This is a genomic window from Streptomyces violascens (genome assembly GCF_014649955.1).
GTDB classification, from domain to species: domain Bacteria; phylum Actinomycetota; class Actinomycetes; order Streptomycetales; family Streptomycetaceae; genus Streptomyces; species Streptomyces violascens.
The window spans coordinates 22,106-42,294 of sequence record NZ_BMUA01000029.1 but is presented as its reverse complement, the minus strand read 5'-3'; the positions used below and the strand labels follow the sequence as shown (position 1 = coordinate 42,294).

Below are 20,189 nucleotides of genomic sequence, written 5' to 3'. Positions count from 1 at the left end.
GCTGACACGTCGTGAGCGGACGGGACTCGAACCCGCGACCACCCCAAACGGGGTCTCTGCCACTGAGCTACCGCTCCAGGAGAAGCGTCCTTCTCCCTTCAACCCGACCGAGGATCAGTCGGTCTGGTCCGATTGATGTGCTGGCGTGTGCCCTGCCGGAGCGCCGGTGGGTGGAGCGCCAACACGTCGTGACTCGTGGGGAGTTGAACCCTCGCCCCGAATGCCTTCAGGGCCAGCGCCTGTAGCTGCGAGCCTGCCGTACGGTGCGGATCGGCCGCGTCCGTGTGCCGTACGGCGCCTGCGGGGTTGATCACCCCCGCCGACTCTTCTAATTTACGCCACCCACCCCCTTGTGTCAAATTAAAAGGGTCGTAGAGGGTGCCTCCCCGCCGACGACGGGGCCAGCCGCAGAGCGGCACCCGGCTAGCTCAGGTCGTACATGAACAACCAGGCGGGCTCGACCGGTTCGGCGTGTCCCACGGACACGGCGGCCCGGCGCACGGCCTCGTCCCGCTCGGGCGACGGGGTGAAGTCGCGTACGGACTTGCAGCTGCCGGGCTCGAAGCCCACGACGGCGGCCCCGATCACCACCCGAGACGGCCCCCGGTCACCAGAGACGGTGAAGAGCTGCACGTCCTCGGCGTCACAGGCCGGGCTCTGGGCGCGACGCAGTTCCTCCAGGCGGTCGTAGACGTGTACCCAGTCCGCCCCGGGCAGCTCGACGCCGTACACGGCGAGGAAGGAGTGCTCCAGGCTCATCCGGTTCCCCCGATCTCCCGGTTCCGCCGGGTACGGGGCAGCGGGCAGATGCCGCCGCCAACGGGTTTGTCATCCTCGGCCGCGCCGCCGTCACTCATCACCGCGGTCTTCGCAGTCGGGGCAGTCGTCGTCGCAACGCTCTTGGATGCCGAGGCTGTGGACGCGACAGCGCATGCACGGCTCGCGGGTGAAGGTGACCTCGCCGTCCCCGTACGTCTCACCGTTGTAGTCGTCGACGGCGATGCCCTGCGGTTCACGGCAGTGGCCGCAGTTGACCTCTCCCGCGCGGTACAGCATCAGGCCGCCTCGGAAGCGCGGCGGGCCTGCAGGTCACATATGACGGCGGCGATGTACTCGGGGTCGCTGGTGTCGGCGTCGACGAGCTCGGCGTGCACGCGGGCGACCATCTCGGCGATCTCCTCGACGTCTGCCTCGAAGTCGGACCTGTTCCATACGTCGTAGGCGCACCCGAGGAACCCCTGCGCGTACGCGTCGGCCGCGTTGCGGGCATGGCCGGTCCAGAAGTAGCGGGACCAGTCATCGGAGCGGATGCCGTTGATGTCGTACTCGTCGCCGGTGATCTTCACGCCCTTGAGCGCGTAGCCGCGCGTCCAGGCATCGGCGTCGGTCTCGCCGATGAAGTCGGAGGACACCCACATCACCGAGTACATGGGCCGCTTCCACGCCTTGTACTGGGCGTCGGTGGCGAGGTAGCGGTGACGGCCCTTGCGGGGGCTGCGGGCCTTGACGCCGACCTTGCCCCACTCGCGGGCGGACAGGTTGACCAGACGCCCACTGACCTCGAGTTCCAGGATGGCCATGTGGGCGGCGCGCCACTCCTCGGCGTTGGTGTCGTCGGCGATGGCGTGAGCGACGTCCTCGTACGGCACCGGCGCTTCCTGAGTGCTCATCCACGCGTAGGCGGCGTCGGCGGGCTTCAGTTTGGGCATGGCGTGAGGTCCTAACGGTTCGTGGCGAACTGAGTGAATTTCATCGCGGGGCGCCTGGCGCGGTCGCATCGCGTGGGCGTCAGCCCAGGTCGCAGCCGGGACCTCGGCCTACTGGGGGCGGAGTTCCGGCGCCCTTGCGGCGCGCTGCGCCCTCATGGGCGCGGCAGCCGCCTGGTGGCCCGAGGGGAATAGCGTGGGGGCCGCTCTACTGGCTGAGCTACAGGCCTGCCAGGCAGGTCGGGTTAGCAGGCCTTCGCTGTCTGGCGCTGAGGAGGACGATCACCCTCATTGACTCTTTAAATTTTACCCACGTCGCTATCGTATGTCAAATGAAAAGGGTCACGAGTGGTTTCATCCGTAGTTACCCGCGCAGTTCTAACTGGTGAGACCTGTGGGTGGCTCGGACGTTGTTACCTAACGCCAGAGCCAGAGTGCGATGCCGGGACCTGGAGAACGAGGTCCCGGTGGTGCCGGAGCGACCGAACGGTAGGACCGCGACTAAAAGACACCATGGTCACCGCGCGTGCGCTCGCGACCAGGCCAAGGCCGAGCGTGCCGGCTTCGTCAACGCGTCGCCCAACTTGATCGACGGCCGCGTCCGGTTCGCCGCGTGCCCGCCATCTGTGGGCCGAGTTCCCCATGTCGTGGCTGGAAGGCGAATCGGAGCAGACCGTCACGGCGTTTGGTTCCCCGGCAATCACGCGCCGGGGTGATCGCGCCAGTGTGCGTGCACGGCGGAGACACGTACCATCCGGCAGGAACTCCATGCACACACATCCGGAGGAGCATCAACATGTCGGAAAAGTCCACGCTCCAGTCGCAATACGCGGATCAGGTCCGCAACGACCTGGAGACTAATGTCGCGGAACGCGACCGCGTTTCGTCCCAGATCGACGAGCTCCAGGCGCAGTTGAAGGTTTTGGAGGACAATCATGCGCTGCTCATCTTGATGCAGCAGGCACTAGGTAACACGGCAACCCCAGTCGCCGAAACGCGGAAGACGCCCCGTGAGGCTGCACCGGCCGGCGGGCAGGTTCCGCGGGCGCGCACCTCGGCCGAGCTCCCCAACCTCGGGGCGAAGAAGCAGAAGCAGAGCGCCACCAAGACCCAGGCACGAGGGAACGGTCCGACGCTCCGCGATCTGATCGCAAGCCACCTCCCCGAGGCCGGCCAACCGGTTTCGGCAGCCGAAATCCACACCACCGTGGCCACCGCCCATCCCGAGCGGAACATCGCCGCCACCGTGGTGCGCACCACCCTCGAAAACCTCGTAGCAAAGGGAGTTGCGGAGCGGACGCGGCAGCGCCGTTCGGTCTTTTACAGCCGCCCAGCCCCTGGGGCCCGTACTGGCACGGCGGCGGAACGTCAGGACACGTCGTCCGAGGACCTGGCAGCCAACCCTGCGCCGGTGGCCACCAACTGACGGGCGAATGTCTCCAGCTACGACGTTAGTAGTTCCCTGCCCTGGATGACCAAGGCCTCGCGGCGCCTGGCAAAGTGGATGATCTCCGGGGCGGTCGGGAGCTCCCGCTCGCCGTGACGGAAGGCCGCCCCGGAAACCACCAGACCAAGCCCCCAAGGAGGATGGCCGGCTGTGCAGGTTTACCTCCGATGGGAGGACTTCAACTCTCCTGATTCCCAAGAGCATTGAAGACTTGCGAATCGAATAGCAGCAGGCGACCAGCCGCCCGCCGGAACCGCCACGGGAGAAGTAGGAAATCCCGCGGTGGAGGTCGGAGGCCTCGCGCGCCGCGCCTGTGAGGTGATGTGGGGGGAGACCATGGGCGCCGGGTTGGCCTGCCGCTCTTGGAACGACAGGGCTGCCTCCGCGGGCGCGGTCTGCGGGCGACACGTGTACAGGTGCCCAGCTTGGGAGAACTGAGGAACGCGCGTCAGCCGGTACCGCATCAAGGAAACCGGCTGACGCCGTTCGTCCCCGGAAATCCGGGCTCGACAGGGGCTCGCAGGGGGCGTCGAGCTGCGGGCCCTGACCGGCTAGCGTGTTGCTCATGCGTAGCACCGGTTCATCCCCAGGCACCCCGGGGCCACCTTGTGGTGGATCGCCGACGCTAGCGTGCTGGCGGCGTTGGAGGGAAGCCGCTGTCACCCGGGGGAGTGAACGAGGTGAACCACGGCGAGGCAGGGAAGACTCCGGACACGTCTCATGCTGATGCAAGGGGAGGGGGCGGTTTCTGTGGCCGCGGCCGGCAGTACGGACTCAGCGCTCAAGAGGGCCCGGATCGCGCGGAATATGACGCTGGAGGAGGCTGCCGATGCCTTGAATGCGATCACAGGGCAGTCGGCGGATGGGACTCTGATCAGCTCTTTCGAGTCCGGACGGCGCCGTACGGGCAAGCGGAACCGGGCCGGGCTGTGCGAGCTGTACGGCGAGCGGTCGGAGGTCTTGTTCGCCCATCAGGACGGCGCGACCACCAGTGCGTTGGAGACCACCGGGACGGCTGTGGTCGTGAAGGTGCTCACCCGTTGGACGGATCTGATCGAGGCGATGGTCGCGGTCGTGGCGGGGGCGCGCGAGCAGCTGGTGGTCACCGGTAGCCGGAGCCGGGAGAAGGCGTATCTGGCGGCGATTGAGACGGCGGTGGCGCAGCACCCGGACCTGGTGCACTACCGCGTGCTCTACGGGCCGCCCCGGCACCGGGCGTTGGCCGATCATCTGGTGCGGCTGCTGGAGTTGCGTGATCCATCGGCGCGCCGCAACGGCGTCAAGACGCTCCACATTGGGCTCGTCGAGCCTGCGGAGGCCCTGGAGCGTTTCTTCGTGGCTTCCGAGAGTGCCGCGGTGGTGCCGCTGCCGTCGTTTCACGGGTCGGACGGGTTTGACTGCGGCGTCTTGCTCAGTCGGGAGGCGGCGGTTGGTTTGGTTCACCATGGTCGGGAGGCGTGTGCCTCGGCGCGGCCGGTGGAGGCGATCGAGGCGGTCCGTGCGCTGCCGGTACGGCACAACTGATCCGTGGTGGGGAGCGGCGTGAGCGAGAACTTTCTACAGGTGGCCGAGGCCCGTATGGCGTCGGTGGTGGAGCTGGCCCAGGAGCTGATCCGCCGTCCGAGCCGGGCCGGGATCGACGAGTACGGCCCTGTCCTGGGTGTGTTGGAGGACTGGCTCGCGGTACATGGTCTGCCGCACCGGCGTCTGCACGACGACGCGGGGAGTCTGGTGGGGCTGCTGGTGGAGATCTCCGGGGGCCGGCCCGGCCCGTGGTGGGCTCTGGACGCATGCGTGGACACCGCTCCGTATGGCGATGAGACTGCCTGGTCGTTCGCGCCGGCCAGTGGCGACGTGAAGGATGGATGGTTGCTTGGCCGGGGGAGTGCCGATTCCAAGCTGGCTGCCGCGATGTTCTGCCACATTGCCGCCGACCTTGCGCCTCGTGCCGCTGAGCTGCGCGGCGGGCTCGCCGTGCTGCTGGATGTCGACGAGCACACGGGCGGCTTCGGCGGCGCCCACGCCTTCCTCGTCGACGAGGCCGCGGTCACGCCGGCCGGAGTGATGATCGGCTACCCGGGCCTGGACGAGGTCGTGGTCGGCGGCCGGGGCCTGTGGCGGGCGTCCCTCGCCGTGTACGCCCCCTCCGGGCACTCCGGATCGAGCCGGACGGTGGTCGGTGCGATCTCCCGCGCCGCCCGTCTTGTGGGCCTGCTGGATGCCGCCGAACTACCCGGCATCGACGGCGAGTCGGGGTTCCCGCTGCCACCGAAACTGTCGGTGACGTCCTTCCACGGCGGCCAGGGCTTCTCCGTCACCCCCGACCGGTGCGATCTGAACGTCGACGTGCGCACCACCCCGTCCTTTGAAGCCCACGACGCGGAGACCCTCGTCCGCAAAGCCGTCGCCGAGCTCGACGCGGAGCTGCCCGCCCCGAAGCCCACCGAGGTCACCCTGGTCGCGACCTGGCCGCCCTTCCACCTGACCGAGGAGGAACAGCCTGCCTCCGCCCTGCTGAGCGCTGCCGCCAAGGCAGGGCTCGCCGTCAAGGCGAAAACGGCGGGACCGTCGAACATCGGGAACCTGCTCGCCGGCGAGGGCATCCCGGCCACCGCCGGTTTCGGAGTGCCGTACGAGGGGCTGCACGGCATCGACGAGCGTGCTCACCTCTTCGAACTCCGCGCCGTGTACACCGTCTACCTCAGGGCAGTGCTCGCCCTCATGCAGGAGTGACGTCCCAGTCACGTCCCAGATTTCTCCCAGATCAACTCCCAGAAAGGTCCCAACTCCGTCTCTAGGAAGGGGACTTCAGTCGCGGTGACATGGAGGCAGCACCACGCACCACCTCCATATCCCCCGAGACAAGGGAGGCCGGTCATGGCCGAGCAGACCATCGTCACCATCCAGCCTGTCGTCGACGAGCAGCTCGCCGCGGTGCCGGGCACCGGCGGCTTCGCGCCGCAGGTCAGCGCGCACCCGGTGGTGACCCTCACCCTGGGCCGACAGACGTTCAACGACTCGGACAAGACCAACTACTTCGAGGGCTGACCAGCCCGCAGGACCTGACCCGAGTATCCCGAGGGCCGGCCAATGAGGGTCGGCCCTCGGGCACGTCACAGGGCTGATCAAGGGGAGGCGAACGGATGGAACAGGAGTGGGTGACCGGCGGCACGGCCGCCGTGGACGGATGGACGATCGACGGGCTCGGTGACGTGCGCCGAACTCCGGGCACGCGCGTACGGGCGGCCGTCGAGGGCCCGGTGGTCCTCGCGGTCCTGGGCGACTGCCCGGTGACCGAACAGGAGCTTCGTACCGGGCTGGAGGCCGTACGGGCGAGCCGGTGGGACCAGCTGACCCGGTGGCCGGGCTCGTACTGGGTGGTCGCCGGCAACGGGCAGCAGCGGTTCGTGTGCGGCGACCTCGCCGGCATCCGGGCCGTGTACTACACGCTGCACGGGACGGAAACGGCCTGGGCGAGCATGCCCGAACTCCTGGGACGTCCGCTCGCACCCGACCTGCCGCTACTGGCGGCGCGGCTGACGGCGGGCGAGCACCACTGGCCGCACCGCAGCCCGTTTGAAGGGATCCGCATGCTGCCCGGCGGATTCGGTCTGTTACTCGCACAGGGAACGCCGCCGCAGCTCGTCGACATCACCGGCGTCGAGCCCGTGGACGAACTGCGCGAAGGCGCCGACCGGTTCGGCCGCGCTCTCACCAACGCCGTCCAGCAGCGGGTCCGCGCCGCCGACGGGATGGTGGGGGCGGACCTGTCGGGCGGGCTGGACTCCTCGGCAGCCGTCGTGCTCGCCGCCGACGCAGGCTCCGTGCACGCCGTGACATACACGGACAGCTACACCAGCGGGGAGGACGCGACGTTCGCCACCCGCGTCGCCGAGCACACCGGGGCCCTGCACACGGTCGCCACCGGCACTGACCATCAGCTGCCGTTCTCCTTCCCGGCCGGGCAGTCGACGGGCACCGAGCCGGTGCTTGAGGCGGCCATGTACGCCATGGACACCTCCTACCTGCGCCCCGTACGCGGATTGCCGCTGCACCTGACCGGGCACGGCGGGGACGTGGTGCTCGACGCCTCAAGCTCCTGCTGGGTCCGCCTGCTGCAAGACGGTGGGCGCCGCGAGGCCCACCGCCAGGTCGTGGCGTTCGCCCGCATGCGCAACACCGCCCCAGGCCCGTACTGGAAGGCCCTCAAGCAGGCCGCCGACCTCGGCCGGGCCGGCGCCCTGGAACGCGCCGCCAACGCGCTGGAGCGCGGGGCGGCCACGCCGAGCCCGGCCGCGGCCTGCTGGTCGTGGTGCCGGCTCGGGGCCGGGGCCTCGTGGCTGACCGGCGAGGGCCGTCAGCAGGTGGCTGCGCTGTTGCGCCAGGCCGCCCACAGCCAGCAGCCCGAGCTGGCCGACGAGTTCGACCAGTGGGCCGCCCTGCGGTCGGTGGGCGCCTCTGCCCGAGGCTGGGCCCCCTACGCCCAGGCGCTCGGCATTCAGCCGGTGTACCCCTACCTGGACAACGAGGTCGTCCGGGCGGCGTTCGCCGTCCCGGCGCTCGCCCGCCGCGGAATGGCGACCTACAAGCCGCTGCTGCCGGCCGCGCTGCCCGAACTCCCGCACTGGCTGACCTCCCGCCGCTCGAAGGGCTCCTTCACGGCCCAGAGGATCAAGGGGTTGGCCCGGCACCAAGGCCGGCTGGATGAACTGATTGCCTCCAGCCCCCTCGTGGCCGGTGGGCTCATCGACCCCGCGGCCGTCCGCGCCACGCTCGCCCAGGCAGCCCGAGGCCAGAGCGCCACGACGATCGCCGATCTCCACCAGCTGGCCGTGACGTGCTGGTGGCTGACCGGCCAGAGGGTGGGCAGGGAGGTGACGGCGTGCTGACCCCTGCATCCCATGTCCACTACGCCGCAGGCCCGTACGGCACGGCGGTGCTCGACGTCCGGCGGGGCGCGTGGCTGATGCTCGATGCGGACGCTGCGAAGATCTGGCATGCCGTCACCGTCCGCGGCGGCACGGCCGGGCTCGCCGACGAAGTGGCCATCCCCACCGGCCAGGACCCGCAGGTGGTCGGCGAGCAGATCGCCGTGTTCGTCGACCACCTGGTGGCCACCGGGGTGCTTGTCGACACCGCCCGCTCACCCCGGCGGAGGTGGTGGCGGTGACGGTCATGGTCCCCACTGCCCGGCCGACCGCGCCGCGCCGGGACCGCCTGGTCGCGGCCGTCGCGCTCGCGCTGTCCCTGGTCATGAGCCAGTGGCCGTTGCGCTGGCAGATCGGCGCCGTGCGGCTGCTGCGCGGCCTGCCGTATGCGCGCCGCACCCGCCTCGAAGCCCTATACACCGCTGTGCTGGCGGTCATCCCCTCCTGGTGGCCGGGCCGGATCGCCTGCATGGAGATCAGCCTCGCCACCGTCATCGCGACCGCGCTGACCGGCCGCCAGGCCCGCTGGGTGCTCGGCGCCCGCTTCCTGCCCGACGCCGCGCACGCCTGGGCCGAAGTCCCCGAGGGAGCGGTCGGCCGGGACATCGGCGACGCCGTCGACCGGCCCTGGACACCGGTCCTCGCTGTCCCGTAGACGGCGCCCGGGCCGCTGTGGTCCGGGGCCGCCCGAGCCTCCCTGTCCCGGACCACAGCATCACTCGAACGAGTGAAAACCGCATGTCGCGATTGACGCCCGATGCGGACGACCTGGAACGATCCCCAAGGTGCGGAACAACTCCGTTGCCCCGCCGCCCGGCTCGGCTCCCTGATTGGGCAGTGAGCACTTCCGTATCCTCGCCGCCCGTCACCGCAACGGGCCAGCCGCCCGTGATGCGCCTGGCCTCCGACCGGCACTTCGAGGCGAGCGTCAACCTGTCCACCTGGGCCATAGCGCGCCGTCTGCCCCGCACGCTCAACGAGGCAGCCCGCCTGGGATGGCGAACCGACCGCCCTGCCGTCCTGACCTTGCTGACCTGCCAGATCGGCGCCGCGGCGCTCACCGCGACCGGGCTCGCGGCCACCACCCGCGTGCTGGCCGCCGTGTTCACCGCAGACATCGCCGCCAGTCTGCGCGCCAACCTGACCGCCGTGATCGTCCTCGCGCTCGCGGCTGGTGGCCGCTATGTGCTGGATGCCGCTGCCCGCGCGGCCGCCGCCCGGCTCGCGCCGAAGGCCGTCCGCGAGGCCGACCTCGAAGTCATCACCGCCGCCACTGCCGCCGAGCTCGTCGCCTACGAAGAACCGGACTTCGAGGACGCCCACGCCGCCGCCTCCGACGGCGCGGACAAGACCGGCGACCTCATCCTCGACGCCCAGCTCCTCACCTCCGCAGCCGCCCAGTTGGCCGCCGCCGCGACCGTCGTCACCGTCCTGAACCCGGTGATGCTCCCGCTGCTGGTCCTCTCCGTCATCCCGTGCGCCTGGGGCGCGGTGCGAGGGGCGCGGATCGAACACGCCGCCCACCACCGCAACCTGGCGGACTCCCGGCTCCGCAATGTGTTCCGCTCCTACACCACCGAGCGGAACACCGCCGATGAGGTCCGCGCGGGTACCATGGCCGGCTTCCTGATCCGGCAGTACCGGATCGTCTCCAGCCGCCTGGAGGCCGAACAGCTCAAGGCCACCCATAAGGCACTGGTGGTACAGGGCATCGGCGACGCGCTCACCGCCGTGGGCACCGCCGCCACCTGGGGCATGCTCGTGCTCCTGGTGGCCAGCGGACGTATGGAGTTGGCCGGGGCGGGGACCGCCGCACTGGCGGTGCGGACCTCCGGGACGGCCTTGGCCACCACGGTGCGGGCCGGGGCCCGGCTCTTCCGCACCTCGCTGTCCCTGGACGACTGGGCGCGCTTCCTCGCAGTGGCCAAGCCCTGGACAGCCCACCGCGGTTCGGCCCGGGTCGCTGACGATGGACCGCAGGTGATCACCGCCCGCGATGTCTCCTTCACCTACCCCGGAGCCGACCGGCCCGCGCTCGACGGCATCAGCCTGGATCTCAAGCGAGGCGAGGTCATCGCCCTGGTGGGCGAGAACGGCGCCGGCAAGAGCACCCTGGCCCGGGTGCTGACCGGTCTCTTCCTCCCCACGACAGGGTCGGTGAGGTGGGACGGCCTGGACCTGGCCGACGCCGACCCGGCAGGGGTGCTGTCCAAGGTGGCACTGGTGCCGCAGGACTACACTCGCTGGCCCTTGGCTGCCCGCGAAAACATCACCCTTGGCCAGCCCAGGCCCGACGGCGACAGCGCTGTCCACGCAGCCGCCGAGGCATCCGGCGCCGACATCGTCATCGCCGGCCTGCCTCACGGGCTCGACACATCGCTGGCCCGCTCCTGGTGGGGCGGACACGATCTGTCCGGCGGACAGTGGCAACGCGTCGCCGTCGCCCGAGCGTTTCATCGCGATGCCCCGGTGCTGGTGATGGACGAGCCGACCGCCGCGCTCGACGCCCGCGCCGAACACCGGATCTACACCCGGCTCAAGACGCTCGCCGCAGGGCGGGCAACCGTATTCATCACACACAGGCTGGCCAACACCCGTCTCGCTGACCGAATCATCGTCCTCGATCAGGGCCGCGTCGCCGAGACGGGGACGTACGACGACCTCGTCAGCCGCGGAGCAACATCGATCTTCTTCGAGATGCTCATGCTGCAGGACGACCGAGCATGACCTGGCAAGTTGCCCTGTCTGCTCGGGCGGGGGATCGGATACGTTGGCACGACTTCAGGGTGGCCAGTCCCTATGACTGAGCTCCGGCCCTTGGGTCCGGAGCTCAGTTGGTAGCCGGGTGGTCAGTTCCAGATCGAGTCGGCACAGATGATCTGGACGAAATCCCACCGGGTGTCGCTGCTGGTCTTCATACGCATCCCCTCTCTCACAGTTCGGCCATGCGAGAGGGCCGTCTCGTTCGGCAACACCATTCCCGCCGCGGGGTTGGCGTCGAGGAGGTGAGGGCGTAACGCACGCCGCTCTGAGCAGAGTTGGGGAAGAATGAGAGGCATGGGACGAGCTTCTCGACGACGCGCAGAACGCCGCAATGCGCCGCAGGCGGCGACCGGGCCCGATGCCGTTCTCGGCGTTGTGATACCGGAGCGGTACCTGATCCGCCCAGCCACCATGGACGATGACCCCGATGTGGTGCGCGCCCTCCTGGAGCCGGTGGATTTCATGGATGCCGCGATGCCCGAGGAGATCATCAACCGGATGCGCACCGGCTTCTGCATGCCAGCACACTTCGGCACCTCGACCCTGCTGCTCGCCCAGGAGCACCCTGAGGGACAGGTGGTCGGCCTCGCTCATGCGATCCCGCCCGTGGAGTGGCTGATGGAGATGGAGTCGACTCTGGGCCGGCAACTGTGCCTGAGGCTGTCGAGGTCGCTCGTCGAGTTGGAAGCGGTGTCGGTGGCCGACAGCGCCCGCGGCCAGGGGCTGGGGCACCGACTCGTCAACGAAATGATCCGCTTCTACAGCGGCCAGGGCTACGAGGCGATGCTGGGCGGAATCCACACCCATAAGCCGCATTTGGAGCGGTACTACGAGGCCGTCGGCTTTCATGTCCTGCCGCCCGGGGCTCCACTCGACCTGGGACTGCCTGCCGGCCGGATCCGGTACCCGGCCACTGCGTCGATGCGGCATCTGGCGCGCCCATTGGCCCCGCGTGTCTCCTACCGCGCCGGTGTCCTCGGAGAGTTGCTCACCATCCGGTGAACCCACATGGCAAGGAATTACCCACTGTCACCGGCGTACTCGGCAACTGCACCAACCTGCTGCCGATCTGCGCCGCGCGGTCCCGGAGTTGATGCAGCAAGGCTGGAGCGGCTCTACCCGTCCGCTGGCGCACGGGCGCCTCTGTCCACAGGCCGGTGCTCCCAGGATCGGTGGTGAACGCCGCTGCTCGTTGTCCGGGGGCTTGCGGGATGTAGCAGGCCGACGTCCCGCAAGTACCTGTCCGCGTGCAGTGTCGAGTTCGGTCCAGGCCCGGATGGGCCGCATCGTGATGTCGAGGAGGGGTTTTCATGAGCATTTTCAGCCGACGGGCACCGGAGGATGCTGCCACCAGCGGCGAGGACAGGGCGTGGCTGGAGAGCTGGGCTGGAGGCCCGCGAGCCGACTTTGACGAGGTGGAGTTCGTCGACGACTACGCCGTGCTGCGCTGGGAGACCGACCGAGGCGGGTTCGGGCTCGCGTACGCGCTGCACGACGGCAACGGCAGCGTGCACGGCGCGCTCCGGGCGCTGCGCCAACGTCACCGGGACCGTGCTGGTGCCCGGTACGCGTGCGTGGCGGTGGCGATGGCGGCGACTCAAGTCTCCGACCCGTACGTGCCCAAGCTGGTTGCCTGCGATATGGACGAGGGCGCCCACCAGTACGAGACGACGTGGGCCCGCCTGGCGGCAGTGCTCGGACAGCGCGCTCCGTACTGGTTCGCCACGCTGCGGGACCGCGACGCGATCGCCGCGTGGCAGCCGGGCGCCCCGCCCGCGGTGGTCCCGGCTTGCCACGTCACCAACCCCATCGGCGCGGCAGCCGATCTCGCGGCGGCCGAGCCGGACGGCTCCCCAGCCGCTGAACTCTGCCTGCACCTCGTCCGGGAGATCCGAGCCCGTGACCACGACGCCGTCACTCGCCACATCACCGAACTACAGGAGAACGCGGCTGAAGGCGGCGACGGCGCCCACCTCCTCTTGGGCGCGGTCCCGGCCGAGTTGCGTCACCCGGAGCCGGCCGAGCCCTCGGAGATGGTGCGGAGGGCCAGCTGGCTCGCCATCACCGAGCGCCGGGATGTCGTGGCCCACCGTGTAGCCGACTTGGTTCAGCGCTGGGACGGCGGACAGGACTGGCATACCGGTGGCGTCGTCATAGTCGACCCGAAGGCCTGCGCGGTCACCCGGGAGTGGGAACAGCGCCTGGTGCCGGCAAACCGCGGACAGGCTCCGACGGTCCTGGAGAAGCATCTCCTCGACAACGCACATGGGGAGTCCGATGTTCTGCTGTTTGACCCGGCCACTGGCGTCCCGGCGCTGCGCCGGGCCCCCGGCACTGACCGGGAAGACATCTTCACCCTGTGCCTGCAGCGCCTACCTACCCGCTCTCCGCTCGCCGCTTTGGTCGTGAGCGGGCAGACGAGCTGGATCCGTACCGAGGACGGCACGGTGTGGTTCGCGCCGCACCGTGAGGGCTGGGGTGTGGGCTGGGGCTACTCCGGGACCGGTTGTCACACCCTCGCCCAGCTCCTGGGGGCTCTGCTGGACGACATCTCTGCCCCCGCGATGACGTCCGGCGCCGACGAGGCAGAGAACGGCCTCTTCGAGCTGCTGCGGAACACTCCTCAATCCGGCGCGACGACGTACACGAGAGTTCAGCTGGAGTCGGCCCGCGCTAGCTGAGCGAGCAGGAGCAGGCCGCGGTCGCGTCCGTGGGGTTCCTCGACCAGGATCCGCCCGCCGCGGCCGCCACTCTGCTCCGCCGTCAGACAGACTGCCCGACGCCGCAGAACGAACGAGCTGAGTGACTGGCTGCCCGCCTATACAGACGGCACCGACGCCGGCTCTCGGTTCAGTTGCTACCGCGAGCCGGCGTCGGCACCGATCGACTTCACCCGGCAGAGCACTGCCACCAACGCGGCCACCTCCGCCCGATCGCTCCGCCGTAGGATCACTGCGCGCCACATCTATTCAGACAGGAAAGCATGTCGAACCTCCCGCAGTACCCGCAGTACCCGCAGCACTCAGCCGCTCCGCCTTCCCCTGGCTCGATCGGCAACACCCCGATGTATCAGCCCTACCCGGCGCCGTACGGCACGCCCGCCGACATGGGAAGCATGGCCGCTCCGTTCGGCCTGGCCGACCTCGGCTCCAGGCTCGGCGCGCGAGTGCTGGACCTGGTCTTGTGGTACGTCGGGTACATGGCCACCGGTGGTATCTGGCTGAGCATGTGGATCGATGCGGGAGGCGGCTCCACCGCTCGCACGCTCCTCCTCATCTGGGTCGTGGCTTCCGGCGTCCTCTACTACCCGCTCTGCATAGGGAAGTACGGCTCCACGCTGGGCAAGCGCATCTGCAAGGTACGGATCGTGCGCCGCGAGACGGGACAAACCATTGGATTCTGGCGTGCGTTGAGCCGGGAGGTCTTCTGGCCCGTGGCGAGCATCATCCCGGTCCTCGGGTTGCTCAACTCGCTCTGGTGCTGCTGGGACAAGCCATATCAGCAGTGCCTGCACGACAAGGTCGCCGACACCATGGCCGTAGCGCGATAGAACCCCGCACAGACGTTCCTACCCACCCAACCGTCCGCCGGCTATCAGCCCATCGCCCTCCGGGGGCCCATCCGGACGCCGCAGACCGGGACGACTCCCACTGCCCAGGGGACGCTCATGCCCATCGATGAGCCGACCGGCGGGCCCCGGAGGATCGGTTCCGTACGGCGTCGCAGTGGGCATTGCCATGACCGCATCACCTGCCCCGCAGGAACGGTCAGCGCCCTGGGCGCTCGCCCCAGCCAGGCAGGATCGGAGGCAGATCGCTGAGCTCACCGGCGGGACGCTTGGGCTGCGGTGACTCACCGTCATCGCCGTCCCACCGCCGCGCGTACTGATCAGGAAGGTCCCCCCAACCCCAGTACGGCGCAGGGCTGCTGGGCCGCTCGCCGAGCGCCCTCAGCGGGTCGATGCGCTGCTCGGCGACAGTGCAGAGATGGGCCCAGTAGTCGCCCAGGTCGAAGACGTACGCGAACTTCGCGCCGGCCTTGAGACGGCTAAGGGTGGCAGCTCCGTCGACGGTGCCCTCGGGGGCTTCGTCGTCCCACCACTCCAGCGGGCTGATCTCGGTTCCGTCCGCGAGCGTGAACTGGTGCAGGTGCGACAGGTCCCAGCGGCCGAAGGCGGCGTCGATGGCCGTGGCGAGTTCAGTGAAGCAGTGCGTCCGGGCGGCCGCGAAGATCCGGCCAGGCCGCGGCCAGAAGTCGGCTCCGTGACCCGAAACCAGCTCGACGCGGATGGAAAGCCAGGTGCGTGACACGACGAGCTCCTGCCCATGAACAGGCCCAGAGCAAACCGGGAACGAGGCGGCGGCAACCGTCGCCAACGAGGCGGGCTGGGGCATCTCGGTGCTGCCGGGTAGGCTGCCGTTCAGCGGCAGGTCGCGCACGCCGTTCGCCTGATACGTCCGGCTCCCACGTTGCCGGACGGTGGCCAAGGACCCCCGGGACCTCCCGGCGCGGGCCCGTGGAGTGCATACGCCCTTGCCTGCGCTGTTGGCGCCCGAGCCCGGCAGGATGCGTGGGGTCCCGTATCGGAGGCTGTCATGACCAAGAGCGGAGCCAACGGTCCCAAATCCCGGGCCCGCAGCCGCGCGGAACGCAGCGGCACCAAGTACATCCAGGCCCGGCGCGGCGGGGCCGCGGAACCCGGCGCCTGGGCTGACCCCGGTGCCTGGGGCGAGATGATGCTCACGTCATTCCACAAGGGCGAGCCCCTGCCATGGGGAGAGAAGGTCAGCAGCTGGCAGTGCCATCGATGCGGCGCCAGCACTGACACGTGCGCGCTCGTACTGGGTACCGGCACCGTCGGTGTGCGGGCGTACTGTCCCGGTCCCAGTTGCCTGCCTCCGCTGGCCGACTACCCCGCACTGCGGGCCTTCGCCCACAGCATCCAAGTTTTCTACCTTCGAGCCGGGTCGCCCTCCACCGAGGCCCTCGGGCGCTACGTCGAGGCGGTGACGGGGGGTCCTGCTGCAGCCGCAGTGAGGAACGTTCTCAGCGGAACCGTTTTGGCCCGCTGGGACACGGTGCGAGCCCTTGTGCACGCTCTGGAGGGTGACGAGGTCGAGGTCCAGGACGTACTGCCCCTGTGGCAGGCGGCCGAACGCGAACAAACCGAGGGAACGGATGGGCTGTTGACCAGCCTCGCCCGCCAGGAGCGGTTCACAGGATTCCCGCGCCGCCGGTAGAGCGACATCCCGCCCCACCGGCTGAGTGACCTCGACTAACCGGCCCCGCATGGGCTTTACCGGACGTGGTGGAGGTGAGCGTGTCAGCGCGGCGCCGAGGAGCCCTATCAACGCCACGGCAGAGGCGGTGGCGAGGCTGAGCTCGTGTAGCCCGCGCAACCCCGCCTCGCGGCTCCGGCTTGCGCTTGCCTGCATGAACACCCCAGGCATGGGGTGAGCAGCCCTGTCCGGTTTCAGACTTCCCGTTACGCACATTGTGGTGCGTAACGGGAAGCCGAGCGCACATCCGCGGCTCGACCCTTATTCGGGCGCCGCCCCTGGGACCTGCTGGCCGGGGCGCCCCGCTGCGTACGCGGACGACGATCTCTGGTTCGGGCGACCTGTTGCTTTGTCAGCTGCCTTTCGAAGCGAGCGCGCCGCTCGGCGCAGGGACGTGGCTGCGGGCGAAGATGGCTCTGCCACTGTGAGGAGCGGCCACCGCTTGTCCATGCCGGATCCTTGTGGTCTGGGGTAGAGGCCGAGTCGGATGTCAGGCACCGATGCCAGCACCGGCCACCCCAAGGCCACCATCTCTTTGAGCACTGCTCGTTGGAATGACCGGCTCGGCAGGTCACCGTCGGGGTGATCCGGTCCCGACAGCAGCAGGCCCAGCAAGGGTGTCAACAGGTGGCGAGTCTCTTGCAGTTGAAACCGATACTGATCGACGACGAGCACGGCCGCCTGGGCGGGAGAGTAGAGATGCTCATGGGCTTTCTTGACGCCTTGCTGGAGTACATAGTGGCGTGTGCTCCATGGGACCGGAGCGCGGCGGGTGATGGCGACGGCAGCGTCGGCGAGGTCATCGATCGAGGCTGACCAATCCTCCTGGACGACGAGGATGGAGTCGTATTGCGGGCGTGCCCGTACCAGAGCTTGGTGCATAGCCGTTCCGCTCTTGGCGACGGCGAAGTCGTCTTGGACCACCAGCTCGGCCAGGACGCCCGGGGCGACGGCGTCCATCGTTAGGGGCGGGCTGAACGGGAGTTCGGGAGCCGGCTGCGGCAGCCGCCGCGGGGGTGCGAAGGGATGGAGAGCATCATCCTCCCGGATGACCAGGACTCGTTGCCCCTCTTGCGCCCACACCGCGCCGAGATTGAGAGCCGTGCCGGTCGCGTCGTTGGCCCCTCCGCAGGTCATCACGATGACGGTTGCCTGCAATGCAGAGTGTGATCCCTGCGATCGTGCTTTCAGCACTGCTGCTCGTGCGGCACGGAAGTTCTGTCCGCTGCGGTCCATCTGGGTGCGGATCCGGGCGACTTGGGCGCTCGATCGATCTTTGGCCATGAGGGCCTCCCTGACGGGATCCACGCCCTCCCGCTCGGAAGGTCAATACGGCCGTTGAGGCCTGGCAGATGGGGACACGGGCACTTGCCCGGGAGTTGACCCGGGGGGCGCCTTGGTCACCCCTCCACCAGGGCGTGGGCGTGGTAGAGGCTGCGGTGACGAGGTGGCGTACGTGGCTGGCCGCCTGAACTGTAAGCCGACTGCTGCGCGAGTTCATCGTCGTCTACCTCGAAAGGCGGACGATTCTGAGCGTGTTCATCCGTGTGGCCGAACGCCGCGCCCAGCCACCCGACCTGGCCCCGCTCCGGCGCCGGCTCGACGCACCGCTGGGCGCCCGCTGCTCGCTTCGCACCTGGCCGCCCACTCACCCGGCAGCACCGCGGGCACGGACTCCGCGGCCGCTGCTGGCCCCGTGGGCGCGCGGTGCAGTGGTAGGGATCGGGCGGTTGAGGGCGCGCTGCTGCTGGCTGTCAGTCCGCGGAGGGCGCTCGTCCATGCCCGGGACTACGGGGCGGGGTCCGACCACCTATGGCGACCCTTAAAAGTTGCCTCATGATGCGGTACGGAGTACATTAGTGAATATGAGTGATGCAAGTGCACCGTTCGCCCCGTGGAGGAGCTGTATGAATCGAGAGTCCCGCATGGCCACGTTCTCGAAGAGCGAGTGCGTTCGCTCCGTGGTTCGCGAGATTGAGGCGTCGATCGAGTCGTTCAAGGCAGAGCGTAAGGAGGCGTCCGGGCTGGATGCGCAGGACCTGGACCAGATCGTGGAGTCCTTGGAGCTGATGCTTGCCGACTGCCTTCAGTTCGCCGAGCACTGGACCGACGAGGAGCAGCGGCTCCGCGTGGCAAGCGACGTAGAGCAGTTGCTCGGGCACCCGCGTGGGGTCCTTGCCAACTCCCCGGAACGCTTCTGGGCGTCGATGAGGCAGATGTCGGAGCCCGTTCGTTAGCGGGGCGTCCAGGGCCGCCGCCGACGGGGCTCTGCGCCTCCGCACGCGTCCCGGCCGAGGGGCGACGGCCGAACTGGCCGGCCAGGCCCCGACGACGAGGCCCGCCATCCGGCGGCGCACCCTCGCATCTGCCCATCACCAGCCCTGAGCCACGCCCGCGCACCATTCAGGCCCGCACGAGGTCCGCACCGCACACTAGGGGGAGTTCCATGAACACATCGGTCTGGGTCGCGGAGAGCGTTCCCGCCCGCCTGGTCTTCGAGGGCCAGGAGACGGCCGGCGACGCCCTGTCGGCACCAGTGGTCGTGCTGCGGCATCGCGCGCGCAAGTCGGCGGCGCGCGCCATGGCCCACCATCTCTACGTCCTGGGCAGCCGCCGGCCCGAGCTGAAGGCGATGGTCCAGGCGGCCGGGGACATGTTCGCCGCGTCCGCCAGTTGTGATCCCGCTTCCGCTCCCGTGCTGTGCATCAACGGCCGGGTGTACCGGCTTCGCCAGGAGACGGAACCCGCAGCCGACGCCTGACCGAGCCGGGAGTGGGGTCCTGCGGTCCTCGGCAGGATCAACGTGCAGGTACGGGCGCCTCCGCCCTTCCGCAGACATGTCGGCAGAGCACACCCCGCCCCGGTAGGAAGCCCGCCCCGTGAGCGGAGCGGCCCGGTGGTAGCCCGGCCCATCGGCCCGGGCAGATGATGGGCATGGCCGGCGGCGCCCTCCTGCAGCCGGCGGTGCACGGGCCGGAAGGAGACGGCGATGACCGGGTGGGCATGGCTGATGGCCGTACTGGCAAGGCTGCGCCGCACAGGCGCCCCTGCCGACGCCCCGGTACGCCCTGAGCCCATCGAGCGCCCGCTCAGTGCCGGCGCCCTGGTCGGCGGGCGCCTGGCGAGCACGACGGACGAGCCCCGCCCGTTTCCCGCGCCGCACCGGGCCCGAGCGGTCCCGGTCCCGGTAGTGCCGGCCGAGCAGTGGCAGACCCGACGCGACCCGCAGTTGGTGTACGCCCGGATGTCGAACGCTGAGCGGGCCCGGCTGCTTCGGCAGCGCCCCGACTGCGAGTTGTGCGGGCGCAGGCCGTCGGCCGCCGTCGACCACGACGCGGGGATGGGTCGGGTGCGCGGCGTGTTGTGCCGGAGCTGCAACAGCTGGCTGGGGTCGATGGAGGCGGCACTGCGCGTCCCCCGGCGCCGGATGCAGAACCAGGCGGCGTACCTGCACTGGCGGTTCGAGGCTGGCGGAACGGCCGCGCTGGCCTGGTACCTGGGGGAGCTGTCCTATCTGAGCCTGAGCGAGAAGGAGTTCGCGGACGGCCTGCGCCAGGTGCGCCAGCTGCTGTCGGTCCCCTGCGTGTACTGGACAGATGACGGCCGGCCGCCCTCCCGCGACACCCAATGGACTAAGACCGGCCCGCTGGAGGATGCCGATGAGGCGGACCGCCACCACCGCCGCCTTCGGTGCGCGCTGGGGCACGAGAACGTCGTCGTGACCGCATTCGAGCCGGACGACGGGGTGAACAGCCCGGTCCCGCGCGGTCTGCTCAAGCCCTTCACCGGCGACGCCCGTTCGGTGTACGGGCACAGGTCGTACACGCACACGGAGTGCGGGCACGCGGCCTGACCAGCCGCCGGCCAGGCCGCGTGGTGTCTCCCTGTTGACCTTGCGAAACCCGGGAGGCGGGCATGACGCTGGGCCTCCCCTCGGGCGCCGTGCCCGCTTCCGGCTCTGCCAGCGCCCTCGCGGGAAGGTTCCCGCTGCGCCCTCGCTGCCCTTCCACCAGCCGGGAGCGCTGCGCCGTGGCTCTTCTGTCGCTGCTGGTAGGGGAGTTGTCCA

At 69.5% G+C, this 20,189-nt stretch carries 20 protein-coding genes; 15 read left to right on the top strand and 5 right to left on the bottom strand.

Going from position 1 to position 20,189, the window contains the following annotated elements:
- Positions 1-423 precede the first annotated feature (423 nt).
- The 3 genes from IE206_RS35185 to IE206_RS35175 all read right to left on the bottom strand — a co-directional run bounded on the left by IE206_RS35185 (position 424) and on the right by IE206_RS35175 (position 1,709).
- Positions 424-759 carry a hypothetical protein gene (locus IE206_RS35185; RefSeq protein ID WP_189969539.1) on the bottom strand — a complete coding sequence of 112 codons (336 nt, stop codon included), beginning with the start codon at positions 757-759 and terminating at the stop codon, positions 424-426.
- 90 nt (positions 760-849) lie between these two features.
- The gene (locus IE206_RS35180) at positions 850-1,056 is read right to left on the bottom strand and encodes a hypothetical protein (protein ID WP_053726651.1); all 207 of its coding nucleotides are present in this window, start codon (positions 1,054-1,056) and stop codon (positions 850-852) included.
- Entirely contained in the window at positions 1,056-1,709 is a 654-nt protein-coding gene (locus tag IE206_RS35175; RefSeq protein WP_189969537.1) for a hypothetical protein, read from the bottom strand. Before IE206_RS35175 ends, IE206_RS35180 begins: the two co-directional genes overlap by 1 nt.
- Positions 1,710-2,502: 793 nt before the next feature.
- On the opposite strand from IE206_RS35175, the gene IE206_RS35170 reads away from it, so the two are divergent.
- The 11 genes from IE206_RS35170 to IE206_RS35120 all read left to right on the top strand — a co-directional run bounded on the left by IE206_RS35170 (position 2,503) and on the right by IE206_RS35120 (position 14,394).
- Positions 2,503-3,132, top strand: coding sequence for a hypothetical protein (locus tag IE206_RS35170; protein ID WP_189969535.1), 630 nt, complete (start codon positions 2,503-2,505; stop codon positions 3,130-3,132).
- An 828-nt stretch (positions 3,133-3,960) separates the two neighbouring features.
- Positions 3,961-4,677: an XRE family transcriptional regulator gene (locus IE206_RS35165; RefSeq protein WP_229853295.1), complete on the top strand. Its 717-nt coding sequence runs from the start codon at positions 3,961-3,963 to the stop codon at positions 4,675-4,677.
- A gap of 54 nt (positions 4,678-4,731) precedes the next feature.
- Positions 4,732-5,886 (top strand): M20 family metallopeptidase, encoded by a 1,155-nt coding sequence (locus tag IE206_RS35160; RefSeq protein ID WP_189969652.1) that lies wholly within the window; start codon positions 4,732-4,734, stop codon positions 5,884-5,886.
- 144 nt (positions 5,887-6,030) lie between these two features.
- Complete coding sequence (locus IE206_RS35155; protein ID WP_189969533.1) at positions 6,031-6,201, top strand: hypothetical protein; 171 nt, start codon at positions 6,031-6,033, stop codon at positions 6,199-6,201.
- A gap of 95 nt (positions 6,202-6,296) precedes the next feature.
- A complete protein-coding gene (locus tag IE206_RS35150) occupies positions 6,297-8,042 on the top strand; it encodes an asparagine synthase-related protein (protein WP_189969531.1) in 1,746 nt (581 codons plus the stop codon).
- Positions 8,036-8,323, top strand: coding sequence for a PqqD family protein (locus IE206_RS35145; RefSeq protein WP_189969529.1), 288 nt, complete (start codon positions 8,036-8,038; stop codon positions 8,321-8,323). Before IE206_RS35150 ends, IE206_RS35145 begins: the two co-directional genes overlap by 7 nt.
- A 5-nt stretch (positions 8,324-8,328) precedes the next feature.
- On the top strand, positions 8,329-8,736 hold the full coding sequence (locus tag IE206_RS35140) for a lasso peptide biosynthesis B2 protein (RefSeq protein ID WP_189969650.1): 408 nt from the start codon (positions 8,329-8,331) through the stop codon (positions 8,734-8,736).
- Positions 8,737-8,918: 182 nt separating this feature from the next.
- The gene (locus IE206_RS35135) at positions 8,919-10,808 is read left to right on the top strand and encodes an ABC transporter ATP-binding protein (RefSeq protein WP_229853294.1); all 1,890 of its coding nucleotides are present in this window, start codon (positions 8,919-8,921) and stop codon (positions 10,806-10,808) included.
- A gap of 330 nt (positions 10,809-11,138) precedes the next feature.
- Positions 11,139-11,846, top strand: a complete 708-nt coding sequence (locus tag IE206_RS35130) for a GNAT family N-acetyltransferase (protein WP_229853293.1) — start codon at positions 11,139-11,141, stop codon at positions 11,844-11,846.
- Between the two features lie 308 nt (positions 11,847-12,154).
- Positions 12,155-13,525 (top strand): hypothetical protein, encoded by a 1,371-nt coding sequence (locus tag IE206_RS35125; protein WP_189969527.1) that lies wholly within the window; start codon positions 12,155-12,157, stop codon positions 13,523-13,525.
- Between the two features lie 302 nt (positions 13,526-13,827).
- The gene (locus IE206_RS35120; protein WP_189969525.1) at positions 13,828-14,394 is read left to right on the top strand and encodes an RDD family protein; all 567 of its coding nucleotides are present in this window, start codon (positions 13,828-13,830) and stop codon (positions 14,392-14,394) included.
- Positions 14,395-14,611: 217 nt separating this feature from the next.
- Here IE206_RS35120 and IE206_RS35115 read toward each other — a convergent pair whose 3' ends face one another.
- Positions 14,612-15,154 (bottom strand): IS1096 element passenger TnpR family protein, encoded by a 543-nt coding sequence (locus IE206_RS35115; protein ID WP_189969523.1) that lies wholly within the window; start codon positions 15,152-15,154, stop codon positions 14,612-14,614.
- Positions 15,155-15,439: 285 nt separating this feature from the next.
- Here IE206_RS35115 and IE206_RS35110 point away from each other — a divergent pair, with 285 nt between their 5' ends.
- A complete protein-coding gene (locus IE206_RS35110) occupies positions 15,440-16,084 on the top strand; it encodes a hypothetical protein (RefSeq protein WP_189969520.1) in 645 nt (214 codons plus the stop codon).
- 300 nt (positions 16,085-16,384) lie between these two features.
- Here the strand turns inward: IE206_RS35110 and IE206_RS35105 are convergent, their stop codons facing one another.
- Positions 16,385-17,407 (bottom strand): hypothetical protein, encoded by a 1,023-nt coding sequence (locus IE206_RS35105; protein ID WP_189969518.1) that lies wholly within the window; start codon positions 17,405-17,407, stop codon positions 16,385-16,387.
- Between the two features lie 641 nt (positions 17,408-18,048).
- Here IE206_RS35105 and IE206_RS35100 point away from each other — a divergent pair.
- The 3 genes from IE206_RS35100 to IE206_RS35090 all read left to right on the top strand — a co-directional run bounded on the left by IE206_RS35100 (position 18,049) and on the right by IE206_RS35090 (position 19,976).
- Positions 18,049-18,360, top strand: a complete 312-nt coding sequence (locus IE206_RS35100; RefSeq protein ID WP_189969516.1) for a hypothetical protein — start codon at positions 18,049-18,051, stop codon at positions 18,358-18,360.
- Between the two features lie 209 nt (positions 18,361-18,569).
- On the top strand, positions 18,570-18,884 hold the full coding sequence (locus IE206_RS35095) for a hypothetical protein (RefSeq protein ID WP_189969514.1): 315 nt from the start codon (positions 18,570-18,572) through the stop codon (positions 18,882-18,884).
- A 228-nt stretch (positions 18,885-19,112) separates the two neighbouring features.
- Entirely contained in the window at positions 19,113-19,976 is an 864-nt protein-coding gene (locus IE206_RS35090) for an endonuclease domain-containing protein (RefSeq protein ID WP_229853292.1), read from the top strand.
- Positions 19,977-20,189: the final 213 nt, after the last annotated feature.